The organism is Cytobacillus sp. FSL H8-0458, from assembly GCF_038002165.1.
GTDB lineage: Bacteria > Bacillota > Bacilli > Bacillales > Cytobacillaceae > Cytobacillus.
Genome location: NZ_JBBOBR010000001.1, coordinates 4,108,144 through 4,129,030, shown reverse-complemented (window position 1 = coordinate 4,129,030; position 20,887 = coordinate 4,108,144). Strand labels below are relative to the sequence as shown.

Sequence of the window (20,887 nt, the reverse complement as noted above, 5' to 3'; positions counted from 1 at the left end):
AGGAGTGGCGTTACATGAGATTAGATAAATTTTTAAAAGTATCCAGGCTTATCAAAAGAAGAACATTGGCAAAAGAGGTTTCTGATCAGGGAAGGATCACGATAAACGGACAGCAGGCCAAAGCAAGCTCCACTGTTAAAGTGGGAGATGAGCTTCAAGTCCGCTTCGGCCAGAAGCTGGTAACGGTCAAGGTGGAACGCCTGCAGGAAACAACCCGCAAGGAAGAAGCGGCCGGCATGTACTCGATTGTAAAGGAAGAAAAAGTGGAATCAGAAGCATAAGTCTTATGAACTCCCGCTTTTCTTATATTATCAGAATTTATATCATTGAACTTCGATAACTGTCTAGCTCCAGCGCCTACCCCCTCGAGGTCACAAGCCAATCCTCCCAAAAAGGCAAAGAACGCCTTTCCGGGAGGCTCGTCTTGTGCTTGTCGGGGGTGGGCAAGGCGCTTGCGCTTTTCTTAATGGCTTGTTCTATTTTAATCCCACCATTCATAAACATGTACAAAAAGGTTGTACTATGTGATTGCGGGGGATGAATAATGAGTCAATATTATGAGTCAAATTCAAACAAAACCAATACTCAGGAACATGATGTCATTATGAGAGGCAGAAGGCTGCTTGATATTACGGGTGTTAAACAGGTGGAAAGCTTTGATAATGAAGAGTTTTTGCTGGAAACGGTGATGGGGTTCCTTGCGATTAGAGGGCAGAATCTGCAGATGAAAAATCTGGATGTGGACAAGGGAATTGTTTCCATCAAAGGGAAGGTATTTGACCTTGTTTATATTGACGATCAGAATGGAGATAAAGCTAAAGGTTTCTTTAGCAAGTTGTTCCGATGACACTGACCACTCAATTTGTGACCATGCTGGCGATGATTGGCATGGGAAGTGTATTTGGGGCTGCCCTTGATACGTATAATCGTTTCCTGCAAAGGACTAAGCGGAAAAGCTGGCTTGTTTTCATTAATGATATTCTTTTTTGGATCGTACAGGGTCTGGCAATCTTCTATATTTTATTCCTGGTGAATAAGGGTGAACTGAGGTTTTATATTTTCATTGCTTTGCTGTGCGGTTTTGCCGCTTATCAAAGCTTATTTAAGAAAATGTATCTGCGGGTATTGGAGATATCCATCCGAATGGCGATCTCCATATACCGCTTTTTCGTGAAGACCTTAACTTTGCTCATCTATAAACCCATTCAGGGTCTGATTATGGCGTTAATTGCGATTGCCGTCATGCTTGGAAAAGGACTTTATTCCCTTTTAAAAGTCATACTTCGAGTCTTTTGGTTCACCCTGAAGGCAGTTTTTCTGCCTGTCAAATGGATTTTGTCACTTTTATGGAAACTTTTGCCGAAAAAGATTAAAAAAACAGTCGAGAAGTTATATAATAAATTGGCAGGATATTTACAGCGTATAAAGAATTATGTTTTAAAATGGACAGCTAAGTGGAAAAAACCTAAAGAGTAAGGAGGGAGTGCGGAAATGAGTGTCACCAAGAAGAAAAATGTAGCCAAAATGGAAACCAGCTATGTCAAACAGCAGGAAGCAGCAGAGATCAGTGCAGGCCGGAAGAAAAAGCTTTTATTTCGCAGATTAGCAGCATTTTTCACACTGGCAGCCGTCGTTTCTTTTTTTATGATCACCACACTCGTTTCGCAGTCTGCTGCTCTGGAAGAAAAAGTGGAAGAGAAAACCAGGCTGGATCAGGAGCTTTCTGACCTGAAGAAAAAAGAAGTTATGCTCGAAGAAGAAATTGTTAAGCTGAATGATGATGAGTATATCGCGAAGCTTGCCCGCAAAGATTATTTCCTATCTGACAATAACGAAATCATCTTTAACCTCCCTGAAGAAGATGCGGAAAAAGAAAAGAAGAAAGAAAAAAAGGCCGACTGACGCTATATTGACACTCTTTTTTTGGTTTCTGTATAATATATAAAAGTTTCACTTTATCGCAGTCTAACGGGCAGTAAGACCCCCACTTCAAGACTTTGAGGAATCAAAGGAGGATAAGTGGGGATCAAACTGCCCGTAAAGGCCCGATTGGTTCAACTAACAATCAGTGGGGGATAAGGAAAACCCCCACTGATTGAAGTTTCACTTTATATCTTTCAAGGAGGCAGTTTTTTTAATGTCAATCGAAGCAGGCAGCAAGTTAACAGGAAAGGTTACAGGCATTACAAAATTCGGAGCATTTGTGGAGCTGCCGGAAGGCTCAACCGGTCTGGTGCACATAAGTGAAGTCGCTGACAAGTATGTAAAAGATATTAATGAGCACCTAAAAGTGGGTGACATGGTTGAAGTAAAAGTCATTAATGTCGAAAAGGACGGCAAGATTGGATTATCCATCAAAAAGGCAAAAGACCGGCCTGAGCGTTCGGAAAGACCTGAAAGAGGAGACAGAAAAGAATTCAGAACGAATTCCAATTCTGGCCGCCCTCGCCATAACCGATCAAACGACCATCGCCCTAAAGAAAACTTTGAAGCCAAAATGGCCCGTTTCCTGAAGGACAGCGAGGATCGTCTGTCATCGCTAAAACGCCATACTGAATCCAAACGCGGAGGAAGAGGAGCTAAGCGAGGCTAACTTGCTGCTGATCGATCTATATAGCAGAATGATAAACAAGTCCGGATAGGGCTTGTTTTTTTGTGCTGTTAACAATCAAAAAAACGCCAGCCTAAGGCTGACGATCTTTTGAAATGACCCGTACGGGATTCGAACCCGTGTTACCGCCGTGAAAGGGCGGTGTCTTAACCGCTTGACCAACGGGCCAGGATAATAATAACGTGCTTCCGCATTTCATATAGTCCAGCTTCAGCGCGCAGGGGCCCGAGGTCATAAGCCAATCTGTCAAAAAGGTAAAGTGCAACCTTTCTGCCATCTTGTCTTATGCTGGTCGCCCCTGACCAACGCGCTTCCGCATTTCTTTGATAGCGGCGGAGGGGATCGAACCCCCGACCTCACGGGTATGAACCGTACGCTCTAGCCAGCTGAGCTACACCGCCAAATTTCAATAGATTAATAGGTGTGCTCTGAAGCACAAGATTTATAATACAAATTTTCAAATAGGAAGTCAATAATATATTGAAAGAAATATGTCGTAAATCTCTCTTGCCTCTTCGTCAATTTCTTCCATGCTTCGCTTTTCGCAGAATGCTGTCATTTCAATGGTTTGTTTACTTTTTTTGTCAGAACAAAGGCGAACCTCAGGAAGCTCCATTTTAAATCTTGTTATCTATCCCCATATATAGTGGAAAACCGTCGAACGAAAAGCCGGCGCTTGTCCGCTATTTTGACAAACTTCTGGAGCGCTTGATTTTATAATTGTCAGCAACGATAAAAATATGGGGAGTGTAGTTTAATGGAAAAGGTAGAAAGGAATGTAATGGAGCCGATCGGGGAAGTGCCCTTCAACAAACCGAAACTGGATTTTGCCAAAGGCTTAAAAAAGCTCCAATCAGGGCTGGAGAATTTCTTTCTGAAAAAAGGCTATGTTCTGCTGATCATTGGCTTTTTGCTTGGAAGAGCCTTGATATTGGCGAAGCTTACCCCATTTAGTCTTCCGTTTTTTGCAGCGGTTTATTTCATAAGAAGGGATAAGGCGCCCCTGGCCCTGGTGGGACTAATGGCAGGTGCCGCCACATTATCCATATCCAATGCGGTATCCGCTTTTGGAATCACCTTCATCTTTTTATTTGCATTCCGGGTCTCAAAGAAATGGCTGTCTAATGAAATCAGGGCACTGCCTTTTTATGTATTTTTCACGCTTTTGGCAGGCAAGCTCCTGGAGGCTTTTATTTTGAAGGGCCAGCTGACTTTATATGATGGCATGATGGCCGGTGTCGAGTCGAGCCTTGGCTTCATACTAACACTTATTTTTCTGCAGGGACTGCCGCTGCTTTCGATAAATAAACGCAGACAATCACTGAAAACTGAAGAAATCGTCTGCCTGATCATTATGCTGGCCTCTGTCATGACGGGAACCATCGGCTGGACGGTCTATGATCTTTCGGTCGAGCATATTATGTCACGCTACCTTGTCCTGCTCTTCGCCTTTGTGGCAGGGGCAACAGTCGGTTCTACAGTAGGGGTTGTAACCGGCCTGATCTTCTCCCTTGCGAATATATCGAGCTTTTATCATATGAGTCTGCTTGCTTTTGCGGGCCTTTTAGGAGGCCTTTTGAAAGAAGGCAGGAAATTTGGTGTGGCATTCGGACTTTTGGTTGCGACACTCCTGATGGGCATGTATGGAGAGGGCAGCGGAAACCTCATGAAAACTCTGTCAGAAACAGGTGCAGCCATTTTCTTATTTTTATTAACCCCGCAGGCTTTAACATTGAAATTGGCCAAGCACATCCCGGGAACACCTGAATATGCCGCAGAACAGCAGCAATATATGAGAAAAATGCGTGATGTAACGGCACAGCGCGTTGCCCAATTTTCGAGCGTCTTTCAGGCTCTTTCCAAAAGCTTTTCCTCTCATGATGAGCCGTCTCAATGGGAAGAGGACGGCGACAGGGAAGTGGATTACTTCTTAAGTAATGTAACGGAGAAAACCTGCCAGACTTGCTTTAAGAAGGATCATTGCTGGTCAAAGAACTTTAATACAACCTATGACTACATGATGGAAATTATGCATGATGTGGACAACAACGAAGGTGCCCTATCTCCTAAGCTTGCGAGGGATTGGGAAAAGTACTGTACAAGATCGAAAAAAGTGACAGAAGCCGTTCAGCAGGAGCTGACTTATTATAAAGCGAACCAAAAGCTGAAGAAGCAGGTTCAGGAAAGCAGAAGACTGGTAGCCGACCAGCTGAGGGGTGTTTCGGAGGTGATGGGTGACTTTGCCAAAGAAATTCAGAGAGAGCGGGAGAATCATCATAAACAGGAAGAACAGATCCTTGAAGCACTTCAGGAGTTTGGCATTCATATCGAGCAGGTGGAAATCTACAGCCTGGAGCAGGGGAATGTCGACATTGATATGACCATCCCATACTGCCAGGGACATGGGGAATGTGAAAAGCTCATTGCACCGATGCTATCTGATATTTTGGGAGAAACGATATTAGTAAATTCTGAGGAATGTGCCGCGTTTCCGAATGGATACTGCCATGTCACATTCCGGTCAGCCAAGGCTTTCGTGGTTGAAACAGGCGTTGCACATGCTGCGAAGGACGGGGGCTTAGTGTCCGGGGACAGCTATTCCACCATCGAGCTGGGCTGCGGAAAGTATGCGATTGCCATCAGTGATGGAATGGGCAATGGGGAAAGGGCCCATGCGGAAAGCCAGGAAACACTTCAGCTTCTGCAGAAAATTCTTCAATCGGGCATTGAAGAGCAGGTTGCCATCAAATCCGTCAATTCCGTTCTTTCTTTACGGACCACAGACGAAATTTTCTCCACTTTGGATCTGGCCATGATTGATCTGCAGAATGCTGACGCAAAATTTTTGAAAATTGGATCAACTCCAAGCTTTGTAAAAAGAGGTCCTAAGGTAATGAAAATTCAGGCCAGCAACCTCCCGATGGGCATCATTCAGGAATTTGATGTGGATGTGGTAAGTGAACAGCTTAAAGCCGGTGATTTATTGATCATGATGAGTGATGGCGTGTTTGAAGGGCCGAAGCATGTGGAGAACTTTGATTTGTGGATGAAGCGCAAAATATCCGAGTTGAAGACGGACGATCCGCAGGAAGTGGCCGATCTGATTATGGAAGAGGTGATCAGGTCAAGGTCCGGAAATATAGAGGATGATATGACAGTGGTAGTCTCAAAGGTTAAGCATAATACACCGAAATGGACAAGCATCCCTGTGCATGCCATCCGCCAAAAAGCCAACTGATTAATTTGCTCATAGTGACGCGTTTATATGTATATTTCCTCTCCAATCAGTCGAAAATGCTAACAACTCATATGTGGAGGGGAGTTTCAAATGAAAACAGGAACACTGAAGCAGATTTTATTGATAACGGATGGCTGTTCAAATCAGGGTGAAGATCCCATTGCCATGGCGGCTCTGGCCAAGGAGCAGGGAATAACTGTGAATGTAATCGGAGTCATGGAGCAGGATGTCATTGATGAACAGGGAATGAATGAAATTGAAGGAATCGCTATGTCAGGAAGCGGAGTCAGTCAGGTTGTCTACTCTCAGCAGCTTTCCCAGACGGTACAGATGGTGACGAGAAAAGCCATGACCCAGACACTTCAGGGAGTGGTGAACAAAGAGCTCCAGCAAATTCTGGGCGGGTCAAAAACGATGGAGGACCTCCCGCCTGATCAGCGCGGCGAAGTGATGGAGGTCGTGGATGAATTGGGTGAGACGGTCGAGCTTGAGGTGCTGGTCCTCGTGGATACAAGTGCAAGTATGAAACATAAGCTCCCGACCGTTAAGGAAGCCCTGCTGGATCTGTCCCTGAGCCTCAATGCCCGCTCTGGTGATAATCGTTTTTCCGTATTCGTATTTCCCGGGAAAAAGAAAGATGTCGAAAAACTGCTGGATTGGACACCGAATCTTGAATCGCTGACCAGCATATTCTCGAAATTGACAACGGGAGGGATTACGCCAACAGGCCCGGCCATTCATGAGGCACTAAACCATTTCAAGAAAAAACGTTCATTAAGGAGTCTGCTTTCCCGTGATGATGAATCATTCTTTGAAGAGTCAGTGTAAAGTAAACCCTGGTACTGTGATTGAAGGAAAGTGGCACCGCAGCCGATATACCATTGTAAAGGAATTGGGCTATGGTGCGAATGGGATTGTTTATCTCGCCAAAAACCAAAATCAGCAGGTTGCTTTGAAAATGAGTGATAACGGGATGTCCATCACGTCCGAGGTGAACGTCCTTAAATCCTTTGCAAAGGTCCAAGGCTCTGCCCTCGGGCCTTCTTTGCTTGATGTCGATGATTGGGAAAGAAGGAGCGGTAAGGTTTCATTTTATGTAATGGAATATATACAGGGTCCTGATTTGCTGACATTCATTCAGCAGAAGGGGCCATCCTGGACCGGTGTTTTAATTGTACAGCTTCTGAACGATCTGGATGCATTGCATAAAGCGGGCTGGGTGTTCGGTGATTTAAAGCCGGATAATCTGATCGTAACAGGTCCTCCTTCGAGAATACGCACCATTGATGTGGGCGGAACTACCATTCAGGGAAGGGCAATAAAGGAATTTACCGAGTTTTATGACCGCGGGTATTGGGGTCTTGGGACCAGAAAGGCCGACCCTGCTTATGATCTCTTTGCTGCTGCCATGATTTTAATCAATACGGCCTATCCAAAAAGGTTTGCCAAGACAACCGGTGACCTTAAACAGCTCAAATTGATGGTCCGCCAAAAGAAAGAACTGCTGAAATACGAAGATGTTATTCTGAATGCTCTGCAGGGCCAGTATAGCTCAGCCGGTGAAATGAAAAACGATATGCTCCAGCTCACACGTACAAATCCGGCGCAAAGAAGTACAAGCAGGAATTCAGGCCAAACCGCCAGCCCTCAGCCTGTCAGCAGGCAAATGAACAGGCAGAGAAAACAGAAAGGGAGCTTCTTTGAAACTCTGCTCATAACCCTTATTGTAACCGTGCTATATTTCTTATATATTTATGGGCAGCTGCTTTGATTTTGAAAGAAATGAAACTTTCTTTTCAGTGATCCGTATATAAGCTTAATCCCTTTTGATATTTACCCTTTAAAAATGATATGCTTTTCCATAGTAAGGATTATGCTGCCCTTTGCAGGGGTAGTAGTAAATATATTTAAATTAGATAAGGAAGAAGCCTATGCTCGAAGAGAAAGTGAGTGCTTTCCTTAAGAAAAAGGGATTGGATTTAAAAAATAAGAAAATAGTAATCGGTGTATCAGGAGGGCCGGATTCCATCGCCCTGCTCCATTATTTTCGGAGCAGGCAGCAGCATTATCAGATAGAACTGATTGCCGCACATGTCGATCATATGTTCAGAGGTGAAGAATCCCTTCAGGACGCCATGTTTGTGAAGAATTACTGCAGGGACAAAGCCATTCCATTTGAAATGGAAAGGGTGAATGTGCCTGAGTATATGAAGAAGTCCGGGAAAAGTTCACAGACAGCTGCCAGGGATTGCCGCTACAGCTTCTATCAAAGAACAGCCGGGAAATATGGAGCAGACTATATAGCGCTTGGACATCATGGCGATGATCAGGTTGAAACCATTTTGATGCGCCTCACAAGAGGAAGTGCTGGCAGCGCAAGAGCAGGAATTCCCTTTAAGCGTCCGTTTGGCAATTATACGATCATCCGCCCTTTCCTGTGCTTGAATAGAGCGGAAATCGAAAGCTACTGCCTGAAAGAACACCTGAACCCCCGGCGGGATCCAAGCAATGAAAAAGGCATATACAGCCGGAACCGCTTCAGGCAGGAAGTGCTCCCATTCCTGAGAAAAGAAAATCCTCAGGTGCATGAGCATTTTCAAAAATTCAGTGAAGATTTGCAAAGTGATGAAGCATATCTGCAGGAATTAACCGTCCATAAAATGAATACAGTAATGAAAAAGGATGCCAATGAGGAAATTAGTGTGGATATTGATGCTTTTGAGGCAATGCCAATGCCTTTACAAAGGAGAGGGATTCAACTAATATTAAACTATCTTTATAAGGAAAGGCCGGCATCGTTATCGGCATCTCATATAGAGAGTGTTTTTTCCTTAATGAATAGTCCTCATCCATCGGGAAATTTAGATTTTCCAGGCGGTTTACATATTGTACGCTCCTACCGGCAATGCCACTTTTTATTCCCGAAGGAACCTGTACAATCCTATCGATATGAAATCTTCAAACCTGCAAGCATTAAACTCCCAAACGGCGGATCGATTATTCTTGAATATGCTGACTGTCCTGATGGAAATCTAAACAATGAAACCCTGGTACTGGACAGGGACGGTGTTTCTTTTCCAATCATTATCAGGACGAGAGAAAAGGGAGACCGCATGACGCTTAAAGGAATGCAGGGTTCCCGAAAGATTAAGGATATTTTCATCGATCATAAAATACCGCTGCATGATCGGAAAACCTGGCCAATCGTGACAGATGCACAAGGCAGGATCCTATGGGTGCCCGGTTTGAAGAAATCGCATGATGATAGGCAGCAGCAATCCTGCACCAGTTATATTATTTTAAAATACATAAAGCAATGATCTTCTAGGGGGCACAATAAATGATGAAAAATGATATTGAAAAAGTACTGATTTCGGAAGAGGAGCTGCAGGATAAAATTAAATCCCTTGCTGCTGAACTTACTGAAGAATACCAGGACCGATTCCCGCTTGCCATTGGGGTATTAAAAGGGGCAATGCCTTTCATGAGCGACCTTTTAAAGCGTGTGGATACATATCTTGAGATGGACTTCATGGATGTATCAAGCTATGGGAATTCAATGGTTTCTTCTGGAGAAGTGAAAATTCTGAAAGACCTTGATACTTCTGTTGAAGGCAGAGATATTCTGATCATTGAAGATATCATCGACAGCGGCTTGACACTCAGCTATCTGGTTGAGCTGTTCCGCTACAGAAAAGCGAAAAGCATTAAGATTGTAACACTGCTTGACAAGCCAACTGGAAGAAAGGCTGATATCAAAGCTGATTATGTAGGATTTATTGTTCCTGATGAGTTCGTAGTCGGCTATGGCCTTGATTATGCGGAAAAGTACCGCAACCTTCCATATATTGGAGTGCTTAAGCCGGAAGTATACAGCAATAACGATTAAGGAAATCCTAAGCATGATCTTGGATTAAAGCCCTTTACTGAAACAAGAATCACCCGGTTTTAAGAAGTCTAATTCCTTGTATTGGCACGATTTTCTATGATACTATACACTATAGTTTGTTTACCGTGGGAGGAGGTAAGGGATGAATCGGATCTTCCGGAATACCATCTTTTATTTATTAATATTTTTAGTCATTATTGGAGTTGTCAGCTTCTTTAACGGCAACAATGAACCAACGGAGCACATCTCTTATAATAAATTTGTTGATCACTTGGAAAGCGGCGATATCACGTCCATTTCCCTTCAGCCTGAGAGAGGTGTTTTTGAAGTACGGGGTCAGCTTGAGGGATATGAGGAAGGCAAATACTTCCTGACTTATATCATGAACAATGATAATATCCTTGACCGTGTGGATCAATTAGCCCAGACATCGGATGTCGATGTTATGCCGGCTAAGGAAACAAGCGGCTGGGTTACATTCTTTACGTCAATCATTCCTTTCATCATCATCTTCATACTATTCTTCTTCCTGCTGAACCAGGCGCAGGGCGGAGGCAGCCGTGTGATGAACTTCGGCAAAAGCAAAGCCAAGCTGTATGATGAAAGCAAAAAGAAAGTGCGCTTTAAAGATGTTGCAGGCGCCGATGAAGAAAAGCAGGAGCTTGTTGAGGTCGTTGAGTTCCTTAAAGACCCGCGCAAGTTTGCTGAATTGGGAGCTAGAATTCCTAAAGGGGTTCTTCTTGTGGGACCTCCGGGAACAGGTAAAACCTTGCTTGCGCGGGCAGCTGCCGGTGAAGCGGGCGTTCCGTTCTTCTCTATAAGCGGTTCTGATTTCGTTGAAATGTTCGTCGGTGTGGGTGCTTCCCGTGTCCGCGACTTATTCGAAAATGCGAAAAAGAACGCGCCATGTATTATTTTTATCGATGAAATTGATGCTGTAGGGCGCCAGCGTGGTGCCGGCCTTGGCGGCGGACATGATGAACGCGAGCAGACCCTTAACCAGCTTCTTGTTGAAATGGATGGATTTGGAGCAAATGAAGGAATTATCATCATTGCTGCCACTAACCGTCCTGATATTCTTGACCCGGCATTATTGCGTCCGGGACGTTTTGACAGACAGATTACGGTTGACCGCCCGGATGTCAAAGGCCGTGAAGCAGTGCTTAAAGTACATGCCCGCAACAAGCCTTTAGATGAGTCGGTTAACTTAAAGAGCATTGCGATGCGCACTCCAGGATTTTCGGGTGCAGACCTTGAAAATCTATTGAATGAAGCAGCGCTTGTAGCTGCCCGCCGCAATAAGAAAAAAGTCGATATGGAAGATATCGATGAAGCAACAGACCGCGTAATTGCGGGACCAGCCAAGAAGAGCCGTGTGATTTCCCAAAAGGAAAGAAACATCGTTGCTTTCCATGAAGCAGGTCATACAGTCATCGGTTTGGTGCTTGATGAAGCAGAAATGGTTCATAAGGTTACAATCGTGCCGCGCGGCCAGGCCGGAGGATATGCAGTAATGCTTCCGAAAGAAGACCGCTACTTCCAGACGAAGCCAGAGCTTCTCGACAAAATTGTCGGATTGCTTGGCGGACGTGTGGCTGAAGAAATCGTCTTCGGTGAAGTAAGCACAGGTGCCCATAATGACTTCCAGCGTGCGACAGGCATTGCCCGCCGCATGGTAACCGAATTTGGAATGAGCGACAAGCTTGGACCATTGCAGTTTGGACAGTCTCAGGGCGGCCAGGTATTCCTTGGACGTGACTTCCATAATGAACAGAACTATTCAGATGCAATCGCATATGAAATCGACCTTGAGATCCAGCGCATTATCAAGGAATCTTATGAAAGAGCAAGAAAGCTCTTAACAGAAAATCGTGATAAGCTGAATCTGATCGCAAATACATTGCTTGAAGTTGAAACGCTTGATGCGGAACAAATCAAGCACTTATCAGACCACGGCAGACTGCCTGACCGTTCAGCAACTTCCATTTCAACGGATGAAGATGTGAAAGTAAACATCAGCATCAAGAAAGAGGATCCGGCTGAAACAGGCGAAATCCCTGAAACAAGGGAAGGCTCAAGCCCCGCAGAAGCGGATGTGCCACCTGCCATCGACGAAGAACGAAAAGACAAATAATAATCGAAAAGCGCCTCCAGGGGCGCTTTTTTTTGCCGAAAAATATCAATTCCAAGACCGCCCGGAATTTTCAATTACACGAAACAACAACAGTTGTGATATGATGTTTTCAGTGAAAAAAGCGTTTTAAATAATCATAAAGTGGTGAGAATGTTGATCTTTGTTTTCGACGTAGGGAATACGAATATCGTTCTGGGTGTCTATGACCAAGATGAATTAAAGCATCATTGGCGAATTGAAACCAACCGGAATAAAACAGAAGATGAATATGGAATGATTGTGAAGTCTCTGTTTGAGCATGAGAATCTTTCCTTTTCAGATATAGATGGCATTATCATTTCCTCAGTGGTGCCGCCAATCATGTTTTCACTTGAAAGAATGTGCCAGAAATATTTCCATGTGAAGCCTCTTGTTGTAGGTCCTGGCATCAAGACAGGCTTAAACATCAAGTATGATAACCCGAGAGAAGTGGGGGCAGACCGCATCGTCAATGCTATAGCGGCCATTCATGAATATGGAAGCCCGTTAGTTATTGTCGATTTTGGGACAGCCACTACCTATTGCTATATCAATGAAAATAAACAATATATGGGCGGCGCCATTGCCCCGGGAATCGGGATTTCAACAGAGGCTCTTTATTCCCGTGCAGCGAAGCTTCCACGAATAGAAATTGCCCGTCCTGATCATATTGTCGGAAAGAATACTGTATCTGCCATGCAGGCAGGAATTCTTTATGGTTACGTCGGCCAGGTTGAAGGTATAGTAAAAAGAATGAAAGATCAGGCAGATGAAAAGCCGACTGTCATTGCCACAGGGGGCCTTGCGGGGCTCATCGCGCAAGAGTCGGATATCATCGATGTTGTGGATCCATTTTTAACTTTAAAGGGCCTGCAGATTATTTATAAACGAAATATGGAGAACATAAAAAAATAGTAAGCTTAAAAAGCTGCTGCCATTAAAGCAGTTTCTCTCGAAGATAACAAGGATTTAAACTTTTTGAACTTCGAAAATTGTCTAGCGCAAGCAGCCTGCCCCCTCGAAGGTGTCGGGGGTGGGCAAGGCGCTTGCGCTTTTCGTGGAAAGGAGCAAAAAATGAGCGATTATCTAGTAAAAGCACTTGCATATGATGGACAAGTCCGTGCATATGCATCCCGCACTACCGAAACAGTTGGAGAGGGGCAGCGCAGACATTATACATGGCCAACCGCGTCAGCTGCTTTAGGAAGAGCTATGACGGCAGGCGTGATGATGGGTGCCATGCTGAAGGGCGATAACAAACTGACGATCAAAATCGAAGGCGGCGGCCCAATTGGCGCCATTCTGGTAGACAGCAATGCAAATGGAGAGGTTCGCGGATATGTAACAAACCCGCAGACGCACTTCGACCTTAATGAGCAGGGCAAGCTTGACGTGCGCCGTGCGGTCGGCACTGAAGGGACCCTGACAGTCGTGAAGGACATTGGAATGAGAGAACACTTCACAGGACAGGTTCCGCTGATTTCGGGAGAACTTGGGGAAGATTTCACTTATTACTTCGTTACTTCTGAACAGGTTCCTTCATCCGTTGGAGTGGGGGTTCTTGTTAATCCTGATAACTCTATTCTTGCTGCTGGAGGATTCATTCTTCAGCTTATGCCGGGAACAGATGAAGAGACGATTACTTTAATTGAGAACAGACTGAAAGAAATCCCGCCTGTATCCAAATTGATTCAGCAGGGCTTAACGCCTGAAGAGCTTTTGGAAACGATTCTTGGCAAAGATAATGTGAAGTTCCTCGAGAAGCTTCCTGTATCCTTCACTTGCACATGTTCAAAAGAGCGTTTTGCCAATGCGATTATCAGCCTCGGTGAAGACGAAATCCAGCAGATGATCGATGAAGACGGCCAGGCTGAAGCTTCCTGCCACTTCTGCAACGAGAAATACCATTATACAAAGGAAGAACTGGAAGAATTAAAAAACGAAGTAAAGTGATAAAATAAGCGTTTGCCGGTCTCCTAAAGGTTTGCCCTTTAGGCCGGGGCCAAACGCTTTTGTTTTTTGAACTTAGAGAAATGTCCAGCTTCAGTGCCTGCCCCCTCGAGTGTCGGGGAGGGACAGGTGCTTGCGCTTTTCTTGGGGGGAGGAGCACTTGGAAAAGAGACAGCTTTTAATGATCATTGGCGGTTTAGTGTTGCTGAATCTTATCACATTGGCCTTTTTGCTTTTTAAAAGCGATGGCAGCGGGGAAGCAGTAGCCAAAATCGGCGGAGAAAAAATCACTCGCCAGGAATGGATGAGTGAGATGGAAACGAAGTACGGAAAAAGCACCTTAAGCGAATTAATTGATCAGAAGGTCATTGAAGAAGCCGGGGAAAAATACGGGGTGAAAATCTCTGATAAGGCAGTAGATCTTGAGCTGAAAATGGTCAAGACGATGTATGGCGGCAATTTCACTGATGAGATGAGTGAAGACAAATGGCGCAGGCAAATCAAGAATAATCTTATTCTTGAAGAGCTGCTGACGGCTGATGTCTCTGTCTCAGAAGAGGAAATGAAGAGCTATTATGAAGAAAACAGCAGCCAATTTCATGTTCCTGACATCTATCACATCTCTCAAATCATTGTAAAAACAAAAGAAGAAGCAGAACAGACAGTGAAGGAGCTGGAAGAAGGCTCCAGCTTCTCTGTGCTGGCGATGGAGCGATCCATTGATGAATTCACTGCCAACCTTGGGGGAAATGCAGGGTATGTCAGTGAAGATGATGAGCATATACCGGCAGAAGTCCTGGAACAGGTCAAAGACCTGAAGCCCGGCAAATGGACTAAACCGGTTAAAACAGAAGATGGCTATGCTGTTGTCATGCTTCATGAGCATTTAAAAGGAGAAAAGTATTCCTTTAAAGAGGTGAAGAACATGATTCGCCGCCAGATTGCTCTTGAGCAGATGGATGTTCCTGTCTCTGCCAAACCGTTTTGGAAAGAGACGGATGTTGAATGGTTTTACGGTGAGCAGTAAATAAAAAACACGGAGCCAATTCCGTGTTTTTTTCTGCATAAATTGAGTATCATGAATAGAGATGGGTAATTATCTATAATGACAAAAGTATGAATTTTCTTTTAAATGGCAGTCAAATTCATTGACATTCCCATTGGAAATTGGTAAATTTATATTAAACCAATAAAAATAGTCGGAAATAAGGAGTGGGGAAAATGGTACGTGTAGCAAATTCAATTGCAGATCTTGTTGGCCATACGCCAATTGTGAAACTAAACCGTCTAGTTGATGATAATAGCGCAGATGTTTATCTAAAATTGGAGTACATGAATCCGGGGAGCAGCGTAAAAGACCGTATTGCCCTGGCAATGATTACGGCTGCAGAGAAAGATGGAAGTCTTAAACCAGGTGATACCATCATTGAACCGACAAGCGGAAATACAGGAATTGGATTAGCGATGATTGCCGCAGCCAAAGGCTATAAAGCCGTTCTTGTGATGCCGGAGACAATGAGTATGGAGCGCCGCAATCTGCTGCGTGCTTACGGGGCTGACCTTGTCCTCACACCTGGACCGGAAGGAATGGGCGGTGCGATCCGCAAGGCGCAGGAGCTGGCAAAGGAACATGGCTATTTCGTTCCTCAGCAGTTTGAAAACCCTGCTAACCCTGAAATTCACCGTTTAACAACTGGACCTGAAATCACAGAGCAAATGGGCGACCAGCTGGATGCCTTCATTTCCGGAATCGGAACAGGCGGAACTATTACAGGAGCCGGCCAGGTGCTTAAAGAAAAATATAAAAACATCAAAATTTACGCAGTGGAGCCAACTGATTCACCTGTCCTATCAGGCGGAAAGCCGGGCCCGCATAAAATTCAGGGTATTGGAGCGGGGTTTGTGCCGGATACACTGGATACAAAGATTTATGATGAAGTGATCCAGATTACAAACGATGAGGCATTTGATTATGCCCGCCGTGCGGCCAAGGAAGAAGGTATCCTTGGAGGAATTTCCTCCGGTGCGGCGATCAGTGCGGCACTGAAGGTCGCTAAAGAGCTTGGCGAGGGCAAAAAAGTTCTGGCCATTCTCCCAAGTAACGGCGAACGTTATTTAAGTACTCCTTTATACCAATTTGAAGCTGAATAATTGAGAGGACAGTGGTCTCCGATGACCGCTGTTTTTTGCGTGCAATAAAAATTATGAAAGCATGCCCTGTATCATGTATGATGAAAAATAGAGAACTATATAGGGGTGACTTTTAGTGAAGCATCTTCAGATCCATGCAAAAAAAATACCATATACATATAACCGGTTATTCCGCACATACCGCTCGCTGTCGGAGGGATTGCCGCATCATGTTTTACTGGAAAGCGGACGGGGCGGCAGGTATAGTATTGCAGCTTTTGAGCCGGTAGCCATTTTAACAGGCAAAAATTCACAGCTTGAAATCACTGCAGACGGCGAAAAGCAGGTGCTCGAGGGCAACCCCCTTCACCTGATGCAGGAATGGCTGAATCAATATAAAGCAGATAAGCTTGAAGAACTTCCTGACTTTCAGGGAGGTGCAATCGGGTTTATCAGCTATGATTACGCACGATATATCGAAAAGCTTCCAAATGATGCTCAGGATGATCTGCAAATACCTGATATCCACTTTTTTATTTATAAAGAATGCTTTGTCTTTGATCATGAAACGGAAGAGCTCTGGCTCCTATTCTTATATGAAAAAGGGGAAGAGCACTCGATTGAGGAACGGGCAGAGAATTGGGAGCAGAGATGGAAGAGTGAGAGCAGAGAGACTTCTGAGGAAGCGGGTTGCAGTCAGGCAGAACAAACGCTTGATGTATCCATGAACGAAGAAGAATTCCAGTCTGCTGTCCGGAGTGTTCAGGAATATATTTCACAGGGAGATGTCTTTCAGGTGAATCTCTCGGTACGCCAAAGCCGCCCGATTCATATTCAGGCTATGGATGTATACGAGCAACTGAGAGTGTTGAACCCGTCTCCCTACATGGGCTATTTCCACACACCTGCATACCAGCTTGTGAGCGCATCACCGGAGCTGCTGATTAAGAAAAAAGGAAACACCGTCAGCACACGGCCGATTGCCGGGACAAGGTCCAGGGGGAAGGATCATGAGGAGGACCTCAAGCTCGCCAGTGAGCTGATTGAAAATGAGAAAGAGCGTGCAGAGCACGTAATGCTGGTTGACCTGGAGAGAAATGACCTGGGAAGAGTCTGCGCATATGGGACTGTTGAAGTGGATGAGTTCATGGTCATTGAAAAATACTCACATGTGATGCATATCGTTTCCAACGTAAAAGGTGAGCTGGCAGAAGGCAAAAATGCAGTTGATATCATTGACGCTGTATTTCCAGGGGGAACGATCACGGGTGCCCCTAAGGTGCGCACCATGGAGATCATTGAAGAGCTTGAACCGGTCACTAGAGGACCGTACACCGGCTCTCTTGGCTGGATCAATTTCAGCGGCGACCTGGAACTGAATATCATCATCCGCACCATGCTCGTGAAAGATGGACAGGCCCATGTGCAGGCAGGTGCAGGCATTGTTATTGACTCCAATCCAAAAAATGAATACAAAGAGTCGCTGAAGAAGGCGATTGCTCTTTGGAAAGCAAAAGAACTCGCAGAACAGGCAAAAGGGGATCAGCTATGATTTATATGATCGATAATTACGATTCTTTTACGTATAATCTCGTGCAGTATCTCGGTGAATTAGGTGAAGAGCTGGTTGTAAAAAGAAACGATGAAACATCAATTTCTGAAATAGGCAGTATGCAGCCGAAATTCCTGATGATCTCTCCGGGTCCGTGCAGCCCAAATGAGGCAGGCATCAGCGTGAAAGCCATTGAAGCTTTTGCAGGCAAAATCCCGGTCTTTGGCGTTTGTCTGGGACATCAGTCGATTGCCCAAGTATTCGGAGGCGATGTGGTGCAGGCGGAGCGTCTGATGCATGGGAAAACCTCTGACATTTTTCATGATGGAAAAACTATATTTCAAGACCTGCCCAACCCTTTTCCTGCTACCCGCTACCATTCGCTGATTGTCAAAAAGGAAACACTTCCTGAATGTCTTGAGGTTTCGGCATGGACAGCTGAGGGAGAGATTATGGCCATCCGCCATAAGGAATTGCCTGTAGAAGGTGTCCAATTCCATCCTGAGTCGATTATGACCACGGCCGGTAAGGAACTCCTTCAGAATTTCATTCATCATTACAAAGCCTCACTTCAGGCAGAAGGGCTGTAAACCTTGTATATTTATATGAATGGGGAAGTTATCAGGAAAGAGGAGGCAAGGATCTCTCCTTTTGATCATGGCTTTTTATATGGAATGGGGCTGTTTGAGACGTTCCGTGTCTATAATGGGCATCCCTTTTTATTGGACGATCATCTGGAAAGGCTGAACCGAAGTCTTGAAGCGATAAATATTGAAGGTGGCTACACTAGGGAACAAGTGCTCGAGAAGCTTGAGATGCTGCTCGGAAAAAACGGATACCATAATGCCTATATCCGGATGAATGTATCAGCGGGTAACGGGGAGATTGGCCTGCAGACAGATTCGTACAAAAACCCGAATACGATTATTTTCTGCAAACCGCTTCCGCCTAGAAGTGCAAGCGCAGAAAAGCAGGCAGTGATGCTGGAGATTCCCCGCAATACACCTGAAGGGACCGAACGTCTGAAGTCCCACCATTATTTAAATAACATTCTGGCTAAAAAGGAAGCGGGGGACGATCCAAGCATAGAAGGGATCTTCTTGACCAGGGATGGCTACCTGGCAGAAGGGATCACGTCGAACTTATTCTGGATTCGTGATGACTGTGTATTTACCCCCTCTCTTAATACCGGCATACTAAACGGCATTACCCGGAAATTTGTGATCAAGCTAGCCGGGAAGCTGGGGTTGAATGTGCAGGAAGGCATGTACCGGCCGGAAGCTGTACTGGGTGCGGATGAAGTTTTTGTCACGAATTCCATCCAGGAAATTGTGCCAATCTCCTCGTTTGACGGCCATTCAATGCCAGGGTTATCCGGGAAGAAAACATTGGAGTTCCAGGTGCACTATGAAAACTGCTGTGAGCACTTATGGAGCAGGAATGAACTGTAGGAGGATTCATAATGTCTAAAACAACAATTCAATGTGGGCCATATACGCTAGATTACGGGAAGAAAACCATTGTAATGGGAATTTTAAATGCAACGCCTGACTCCTTTTCAGATGGGGGCAAATACAGTCAGCAGGATCTGGCAGTCAAGCATGCTCTTGAAATGGTTGAAAACGGAGCAGATATCATCGATGTCGGCGGAGAGTCAACACGTCCGGGATTTGATCCGGTCCCTGCAGACGAAGAGCTGAGACGTGTTCTTCCTGTTATCGAGGCAATTTCAAAAGAAGTGGATGTTCCGATATCCATTGATACCTATAAAGCTGAAGTCGCCAGGCAGGCCATTGAAGCCGGGGCCCATATCATCAATGATGTATGGGGAGCCAAAGCGGATCCTGATATGGCATCAACCGCAGCAGAAACGGGAGTGCCGATCATCTTAATGCATAACCGCAAGGATATGGAATACACATCCTTTTTCCGTGATGTCATGAATGACCTGTACGAAAGCATTGCGCTTGTAAAGTCAGCAGGTGTTAAAGACGAGAATATTATCCTTGACCCGGGCATCGGCTTTGCTAAGGACTTGAACTATAACCTGGAAATGATGAGGGATTTGGACAAGCTTGTGGCTATTGGTTATCCTGTGCTGCTAGGCACATCGAAGAAGCGGATGATCGGAACCATTCTGGACCTTCCGGTTGAGGAGCGGACAGAAGGAACGGGAGCGACGGTCTGCTACGGCATCCAAAAGGGCTGCCAGATGATCCGCATCCATGATGTAAAGGAAATGTGCCGAATGGCTAAAATGATGGACGCTTTAATGGGAAAAGGTGAATACAATGGATAAAATTTATGTGAACCGAATGGAGTTTTACGGCTACCATGGTGTTTTTCCGGAAGAAACACGCCTTGGCCAGCGCTTTGCTGTAGACCTTACAGTCGAAGCAGACCTGAAAAAGGCGGGGGAAACCGATAATCTTGACGACTCCATTAACTATGGTGAGCTGTATGCAGTGTGCAAAGAGGTTGTGGAAGGGAAGCCCTATAAGCTGGTTGAAGCTGTAGCAGAAAAGCTTGCAGCAGAACTTCTTTCCCGGTTCCCGCTGATTTGGCAGCTGACGGTCAAAGTGATCAAGCCTGATCCGCCTATTCCCGGCCACTATCAATCAGTAGCCGTCGAGATTACGAGAGGCAGATCATGAGGAACAAAGCATTTATTGCGCTTGGCTCAAATATCGGCAGCCGGTTTGGCCACTTGAAGAAAGCGGTTGAGATGATTGATCAGCTTCCAGAAACTGAAGTGGTAAATACTTCATCTGTTTATGAAACAGATCCGGTCGGTTATGAAGATCAAGAACAATTTTTAAATATGGCAATCCAAATTTCTACCGGCTTAAATCCTTTTGAATTGCTGGATGCATGCCTTGATATTGAATTAAAACTTGGGAGAAAAAGGGAAATTCATTGGGGCCCGCGGACAATAGACCTTGACATTTTACTGTATAGTCACGAAAATATTGAAACAGAGAAGCTAATAGTTCCTCATCCTCGGATGCATGAAAGAGCGTTTGTCCTTGTTCCTCTTTTAGAGATTGATTCCAGCATCAGGCTTCCGAAGATGGAGCGGCCTTTAATTTCAATACTGGAAGATATACCTGACAGAGAGGGAGTACGGATATGGAAGCAGAAAAATGGGGAAGACGTATTCGCGCTTTTCGAAAGCTAAAAGGATTTACGCAAGAAGGATTTGCAAGAGAGCTGGGTGTATCGGTTTCAATTTTAGGTGAAATTGAGAGAGGAAACCGCATGCCTGCACCGGCTTTAATCGAGCAGATTGCTCTGGCGCTTAAAGTGACACAGGAAGAATTGGCTCCCAGACAAGAGCAGGATTAATATATATATGTTTGAATCGT

The 20,887-nt window shown here is 45.0% G+C and carries 22 protein-coding genes and 2 tRNA genes; 22 read left to right on the top strand and 2 right to left on the bottom strand.

Features of this window, described 5'->3' with window-relative positions; translation table 11 throughout:
* The first annotated feature begins 14 nt into the window (after nt 1-14).
* The 5 genes from NYE23_RS20840 (at nt 15) to NYE23_RS20820 (ending at nt 2,593) form a co-directional block, all read left to right on the top strand.
* Entirely contained in the window at nt 15-281 is a 267-nt protein-coding gene (locus NYE23_RS20840; RefSeq protein WP_076262393.1) for an RNA-binding S4 domain-containing protein, read from the top strand.
* A gap of 263 nt (nt 282-544) precedes the next feature.
* A complete protein-coding gene (yabP, locus tag NYE23_RS20835; RefSeq protein ID WP_206845858.1) occupies nt 545-847 on the top strand; it encodes a sporulation protein YabP in 303 nt (100 codons plus the stop codon).
* Nucleotides 844-1,476 carry a spore cortex biosynthesis protein YabQ gene (gene yabQ / locus NYE23_RS20830; protein WP_341080426.1) on the top strand — a complete coding sequence of 211 codons (633 nt, stop codon included), beginning with the start codon at nt 844-846 and terminating at the stop codon, nt 1,474-1,476. The genes yabP and yabQ overlap by 4 nt, the downstream gene beginning before the upstream one ends.
* 15 nt (nt 1,477-1,491) lie before the next feature.
* Nucleotides 1,492-1,902: an FtsB family cell division protein gene (locus NYE23_RS20825; RefSeq protein ID WP_341080424.1), complete on the top strand. Its 411-nt coding sequence runs from the start codon at nt 1,492-1,494 to the stop codon at nt 1,900-1,902.
* Between the two features lie 235 nt (nt 1,903-2,137).
* A complete protein-coding gene (locus NYE23_RS20820; RefSeq protein ID WP_341080422.1) occupies nt 2,138-2,593 on the top strand; it encodes a S1 domain-containing RNA-binding protein in 456 nt (151 codons plus the stop codon).
* 114 nt (nt 2,594-2,707) lie between these two features.
* Here NYE23_RS20820 and NYE23_RS20815 read toward each other — a convergent pair.
* Together NYE23_RS20815 and NYE23_RS20810 are read right to left on the bottom strand one after the other, a co-directional pair.
* Nucleotides 2,708-2,779 (bottom strand) — tRNA-Glu (locus tag NYE23_RS20815).
* 159 nt (nt 2,780-2,938) lie between these two features.
* Nucleotides 2,939-3,012: transfer RNA gene (locus NYE23_RS20810), tRNA-Met, on the bottom strand.
* 356 nt (nt 3,013-3,368) lie between these two features.
* On the opposite strand from NYE23_RS20810, the gene spoIIE reads away from it, so the two are divergent.
* The 17 genes from spoIIE (at nt 3,369) to NYE23_RS20725 (ending at nt 20,867) form a co-directional block, all read left to right on the top strand.
* Nucleotides 3,369-5,849, top strand: a complete 2,481-nt coding sequence (spoIIE, locus tag NYE23_RS20805) for a stage II sporulation protein E (protein ID WP_341080420.1) — start codon at nt 3,369-3,371, stop codon at nt 5,847-5,849.
* A 90-nt stretch (nt 5,850-5,939) separates the two neighbouring features.
* Nucleotides 5,940-6,677 carry a VWA domain-containing protein gene (locus tag NYE23_RS20800; protein ID WP_341080419.1) on the top strand — a complete coding sequence of 246 codons (738 nt, stop codon included), beginning with the start codon at nt 5,940-5,942 and terminating at the stop codon, nt 6,675-6,677.
* Entirely contained in the window at nt 6,646-7,620 is a 975-nt protein-coding gene (locus NYE23_RS20795) for a serine/threonine protein kinase (RefSeq protein ID WP_341080824.1), read from the top strand. Before NYE23_RS20800 ends, NYE23_RS20795 begins: the two co-directional genes overlap by 32 nt.
* A gap of 160 nt (nt 7,621-7,780) precedes the next feature.
* Nucleotides 7,781-9,169, top strand: a complete 1,389-nt coding sequence (gene tilS / locus NYE23_RS20790; RefSeq protein ID WP_341080417.1) for a tRNA lysidine(34) synthetase TilS — start codon at nt 7,781-7,783, stop codon at nt 9,167-9,169.
* Between the two features lie 23 nt (nt 9,170-9,192).
* Nucleotides 9,193-9,738, top strand: coding sequence for a hypoxanthine phosphoribosyltransferase (hpt, locus tag NYE23_RS20785; protein WP_175609168.1), 546 nt, complete (start codon nt 9,193-9,195; stop codon nt 9,736-9,738).
* Between the two features lie 142 nt (nt 9,739-9,880).
* The gene (gene ftsH, locus NYE23_RS20780; protein ID WP_341080416.1) at nt 9,881-11,872 is read left to right on the top strand and encodes an ATP-dependent zinc metalloprotease FtsH; all 1,992 of its coding nucleotides are present in this window, start codon (nt 9,881-9,883) and stop codon (nt 11,870-11,872) included.
* Nucleotides 11,873-12,025: 153 nt separating this feature from the next.
* Nucleotides 12,026-12,805 (top strand): type III pantothenate kinase, encoded by a 780-nt coding sequence (locus NYE23_RS20775; RefSeq protein WP_163145274.1) that lies wholly within the window; start codon nt 12,026-12,028, stop codon nt 12,803-12,805.
* A gap of 159 nt (nt 12,806-12,964) precedes the next feature.
* Nucleotides 12,965-13,843, top strand: a complete 879-nt coding sequence (hslO, locus tag NYE23_RS20770) for an Hsp33 family molecular chaperone HslO (RefSeq protein WP_076262413.1) — start codon at nt 12,965-12,967, stop codon at nt 13,841-13,843.
* Nucleotides 13,844-14,000: 157 nt separating this feature from the next.
* On the top strand, nt 14,001-14,867 hold the full coding sequence (locus NYE23_RS20765; RefSeq protein ID WP_341080413.1) for a peptidyl-prolyl cis-trans isomerase: 867 nt from the start codon (nt 14,001-14,003) through the stop codon (nt 14,865-14,867).
* 194 nt (nt 14,868-15,061) lie between these two features.
* The gene (cysK, locus tag NYE23_RS20760; protein ID WP_341080411.1) at nt 15,062-15,991 is read left to right on the top strand and encodes a cysteine synthase A; all 930 of its coding nucleotides are present in this window, start codon (nt 15,062-15,064) and stop codon (nt 15,989-15,991) included.
* Nucleotides 15,992-16,106: 115 nt separating this feature from the next.
* The gene (gene pabB, locus NYE23_RS20755; protein ID WP_341080409.1) at nt 16,107-17,522 is read left to right on the top strand and encodes an aminodeoxychorismate synthase, component I; all 1,416 of its coding nucleotides are present in this window, start codon (nt 16,107-16,109) and stop codon (nt 17,520-17,522) included.
* Nucleotides 17,519-18,112, top strand: a complete 594-nt coding sequence (gene pabA, locus NYE23_RS20750) for an aminodeoxychorismate/anthranilate synthase component II (protein WP_341080407.1) — start codon at nt 17,519-17,521, stop codon at nt 18,110-18,112. The genes pabB and pabA overlap by 4 nt, the downstream gene beginning before the upstream one ends.
* 3 nt (nt 18,113-18,115) lie before the next feature.
* Nucleotides 18,116-18,973, top strand: a complete 858-nt coding sequence (pabC, locus tag NYE23_RS20745; protein ID WP_341080404.1) for an aminodeoxychorismate lyase — start codon at nt 18,116-18,118, stop codon at nt 18,971-18,973.
* A gap of 11 nt (nt 18,974-18,984) precedes the next feature.
* Entirely contained in the window at nt 18,985-19,821 is an 837-nt protein-coding gene (gene folP / locus NYE23_RS20740; protein WP_341080403.1) for a dihydropteroate synthase, read from the top strand.
* Complete coding sequence (gene folB, locus NYE23_RS20735; RefSeq protein WP_341080400.1) at nt 19,814-20,176, top strand: dihydroneopterin aldolase; 363 nt, start codon at nt 19,814-19,816, stop codon at nt 20,174-20,176. Before folP ends, folB begins: the two co-directional genes overlap by 8 nt.
* Nucleotides 20,173-20,700: a 2-amino-4-hydroxy-6-hydroxymethyldihydropteridine diphosphokinase gene (gene folK, locus NYE23_RS20730; RefSeq protein WP_341080398.1), complete on the top strand. Its 528-nt coding sequence runs from the start codon at nt 20,173-20,175 to the stop codon at nt 20,698-20,700. The genes folB and folK overlap by 4 nt, the downstream gene beginning before the upstream one ends.
* Entirely contained in the window at nt 20,652-20,867 is a 216-nt protein-coding gene (locus tag NYE23_RS20725; RefSeq protein ID WP_035333327.1) for a helix-turn-helix domain-containing protein, read from the top strand. Before folK ends, NYE23_RS20725 begins: the two co-directional genes overlap by 49 nt.
* Nucleotides 20,868-20,887: the final 20 nt, after the last annotated feature.

What these genes read in the sequence shown, in the direction of transcription:
- NYE23_RS20795 (WP_341080824.1), top strand. Translation starts at nt 6,646, where the DNA reads ATGATGAATCATTCTTTGAAGAGTCAGTGTAAAGTAAACCCTGGTACT.
- tilS (WP_341080417.1), top strand. Translation starts at nt 7,781, where the DNA reads ATGCTCGAAGAGAAAGTGAGTGCTTTCCTTAAGAAAAAGGGATTGGAT.
- yabP (WP_206845858.1), top strand. Translation starts at nt 545, where the DNA reads ATGAGTCAATATTATGAGTCAAATTCAAACAAAACCAATACTCAGGAA.
- NYE23_RS20800 (WP_341080419.1), top strand. Translation starts at nt 5,940, where the DNA reads ATGAAAACAGGAACACTGAAGCAGATTTTATTGATAACGGATGGCTGT.
- folP (WP_341080403.1), top strand. Translation starts at nt 18,985, where the DNA reads ATGTCTAAAACAACAATTCAATGTGGGCCATATACGCTAGATTACGGG.
- spoIIE (WP_341080420.1), top strand. Translation starts at nt 3,369, where the DNA reads ATGGAAAAGGTAGAAAGGAATGTAATGGAGCCGATCGGGGAAGTGCCC.
- NYE23_RS20840 (WP_076262393.1), top strand. Translation starts at nt 15, where the DNA reads ATGAGATTAGATAAATTTTTAAAAGTATCCAGGCTTATCAAAAGAAGA.
- hpt (WP_175609168.1), top strand. Translation starts at nt 9,193, where the DNA reads ATGAAAAATGATATTGAAAAAGTACTGATTTCGGAAGAGGAGCTGCAG.
- NYE23_RS20825 (WP_341080424.1), top strand. Translation starts at nt 1,492, where the DNA reads ATGAGTGTCACCAAGAAGAAAAATGTAGCCAAAATGGAAACCAGCTAT.
- NYE23_RS20725 (WP_035333327.1), top strand. Translation starts at nt 20,652, where the DNA reads ATGGAAGCAGAAAAATGGGGAAGACGTATTCGCGCTTTTCGAAAGCTA.
- ftsH (WP_341080416.1), top strand. Translation starts at nt 9,881, where the DNA reads ATGAATCGGATCTTCCGGAATACCATCTTTTATTTATTAATATTTTTA.
- NYE23_RS20820 (WP_341080422.1), top strand. Translation starts at nt 2,138, where the DNA reads ATGTCAATCGAAGCAGGCAGCAAGTTAACAGGAAAGGTTACAGGCATT.
- folB (WP_341080400.1), top strand. Translation starts at nt 19,814, where the DNA reads ATGGATAAAATTTATGTGAACCGAATGGAGTTTTACGGCTACCATGGT.
- pabA (WP_341080407.1), top strand. Translation starts at nt 17,519, where the DNA reads ATGATTTATATGATCGATAATTACGATTCTTTTACGTATAATCTCGTG.
- folK (WP_341080398.1), top strand. Translation starts at nt 20,173, where the DNA reads ATGAGGAACAAAGCATTTATTGCGCTTGGCTCAAATATCGGCAGCCGG.
- yabQ (WP_341080426.1), top strand. Translation starts at nt 844, where the DNA reads ATGACACTGACCACTCAATTTGTGACCATGCTGGCGATGATTGGCATG.
- cysK (WP_341080411.1), top strand. Translation starts at nt 15,062, where the DNA reads ATGGTACGTGTAGCAAATTCAATTGCAGATCTTGTTGGCCATACGCCA.
- hslO (WP_076262413.1), top strand. Translation starts at nt 12,965, where the DNA reads ATGAGCGATTATCTAGTAAAAGCACTTGCATATGATGGACAAGTCCGT.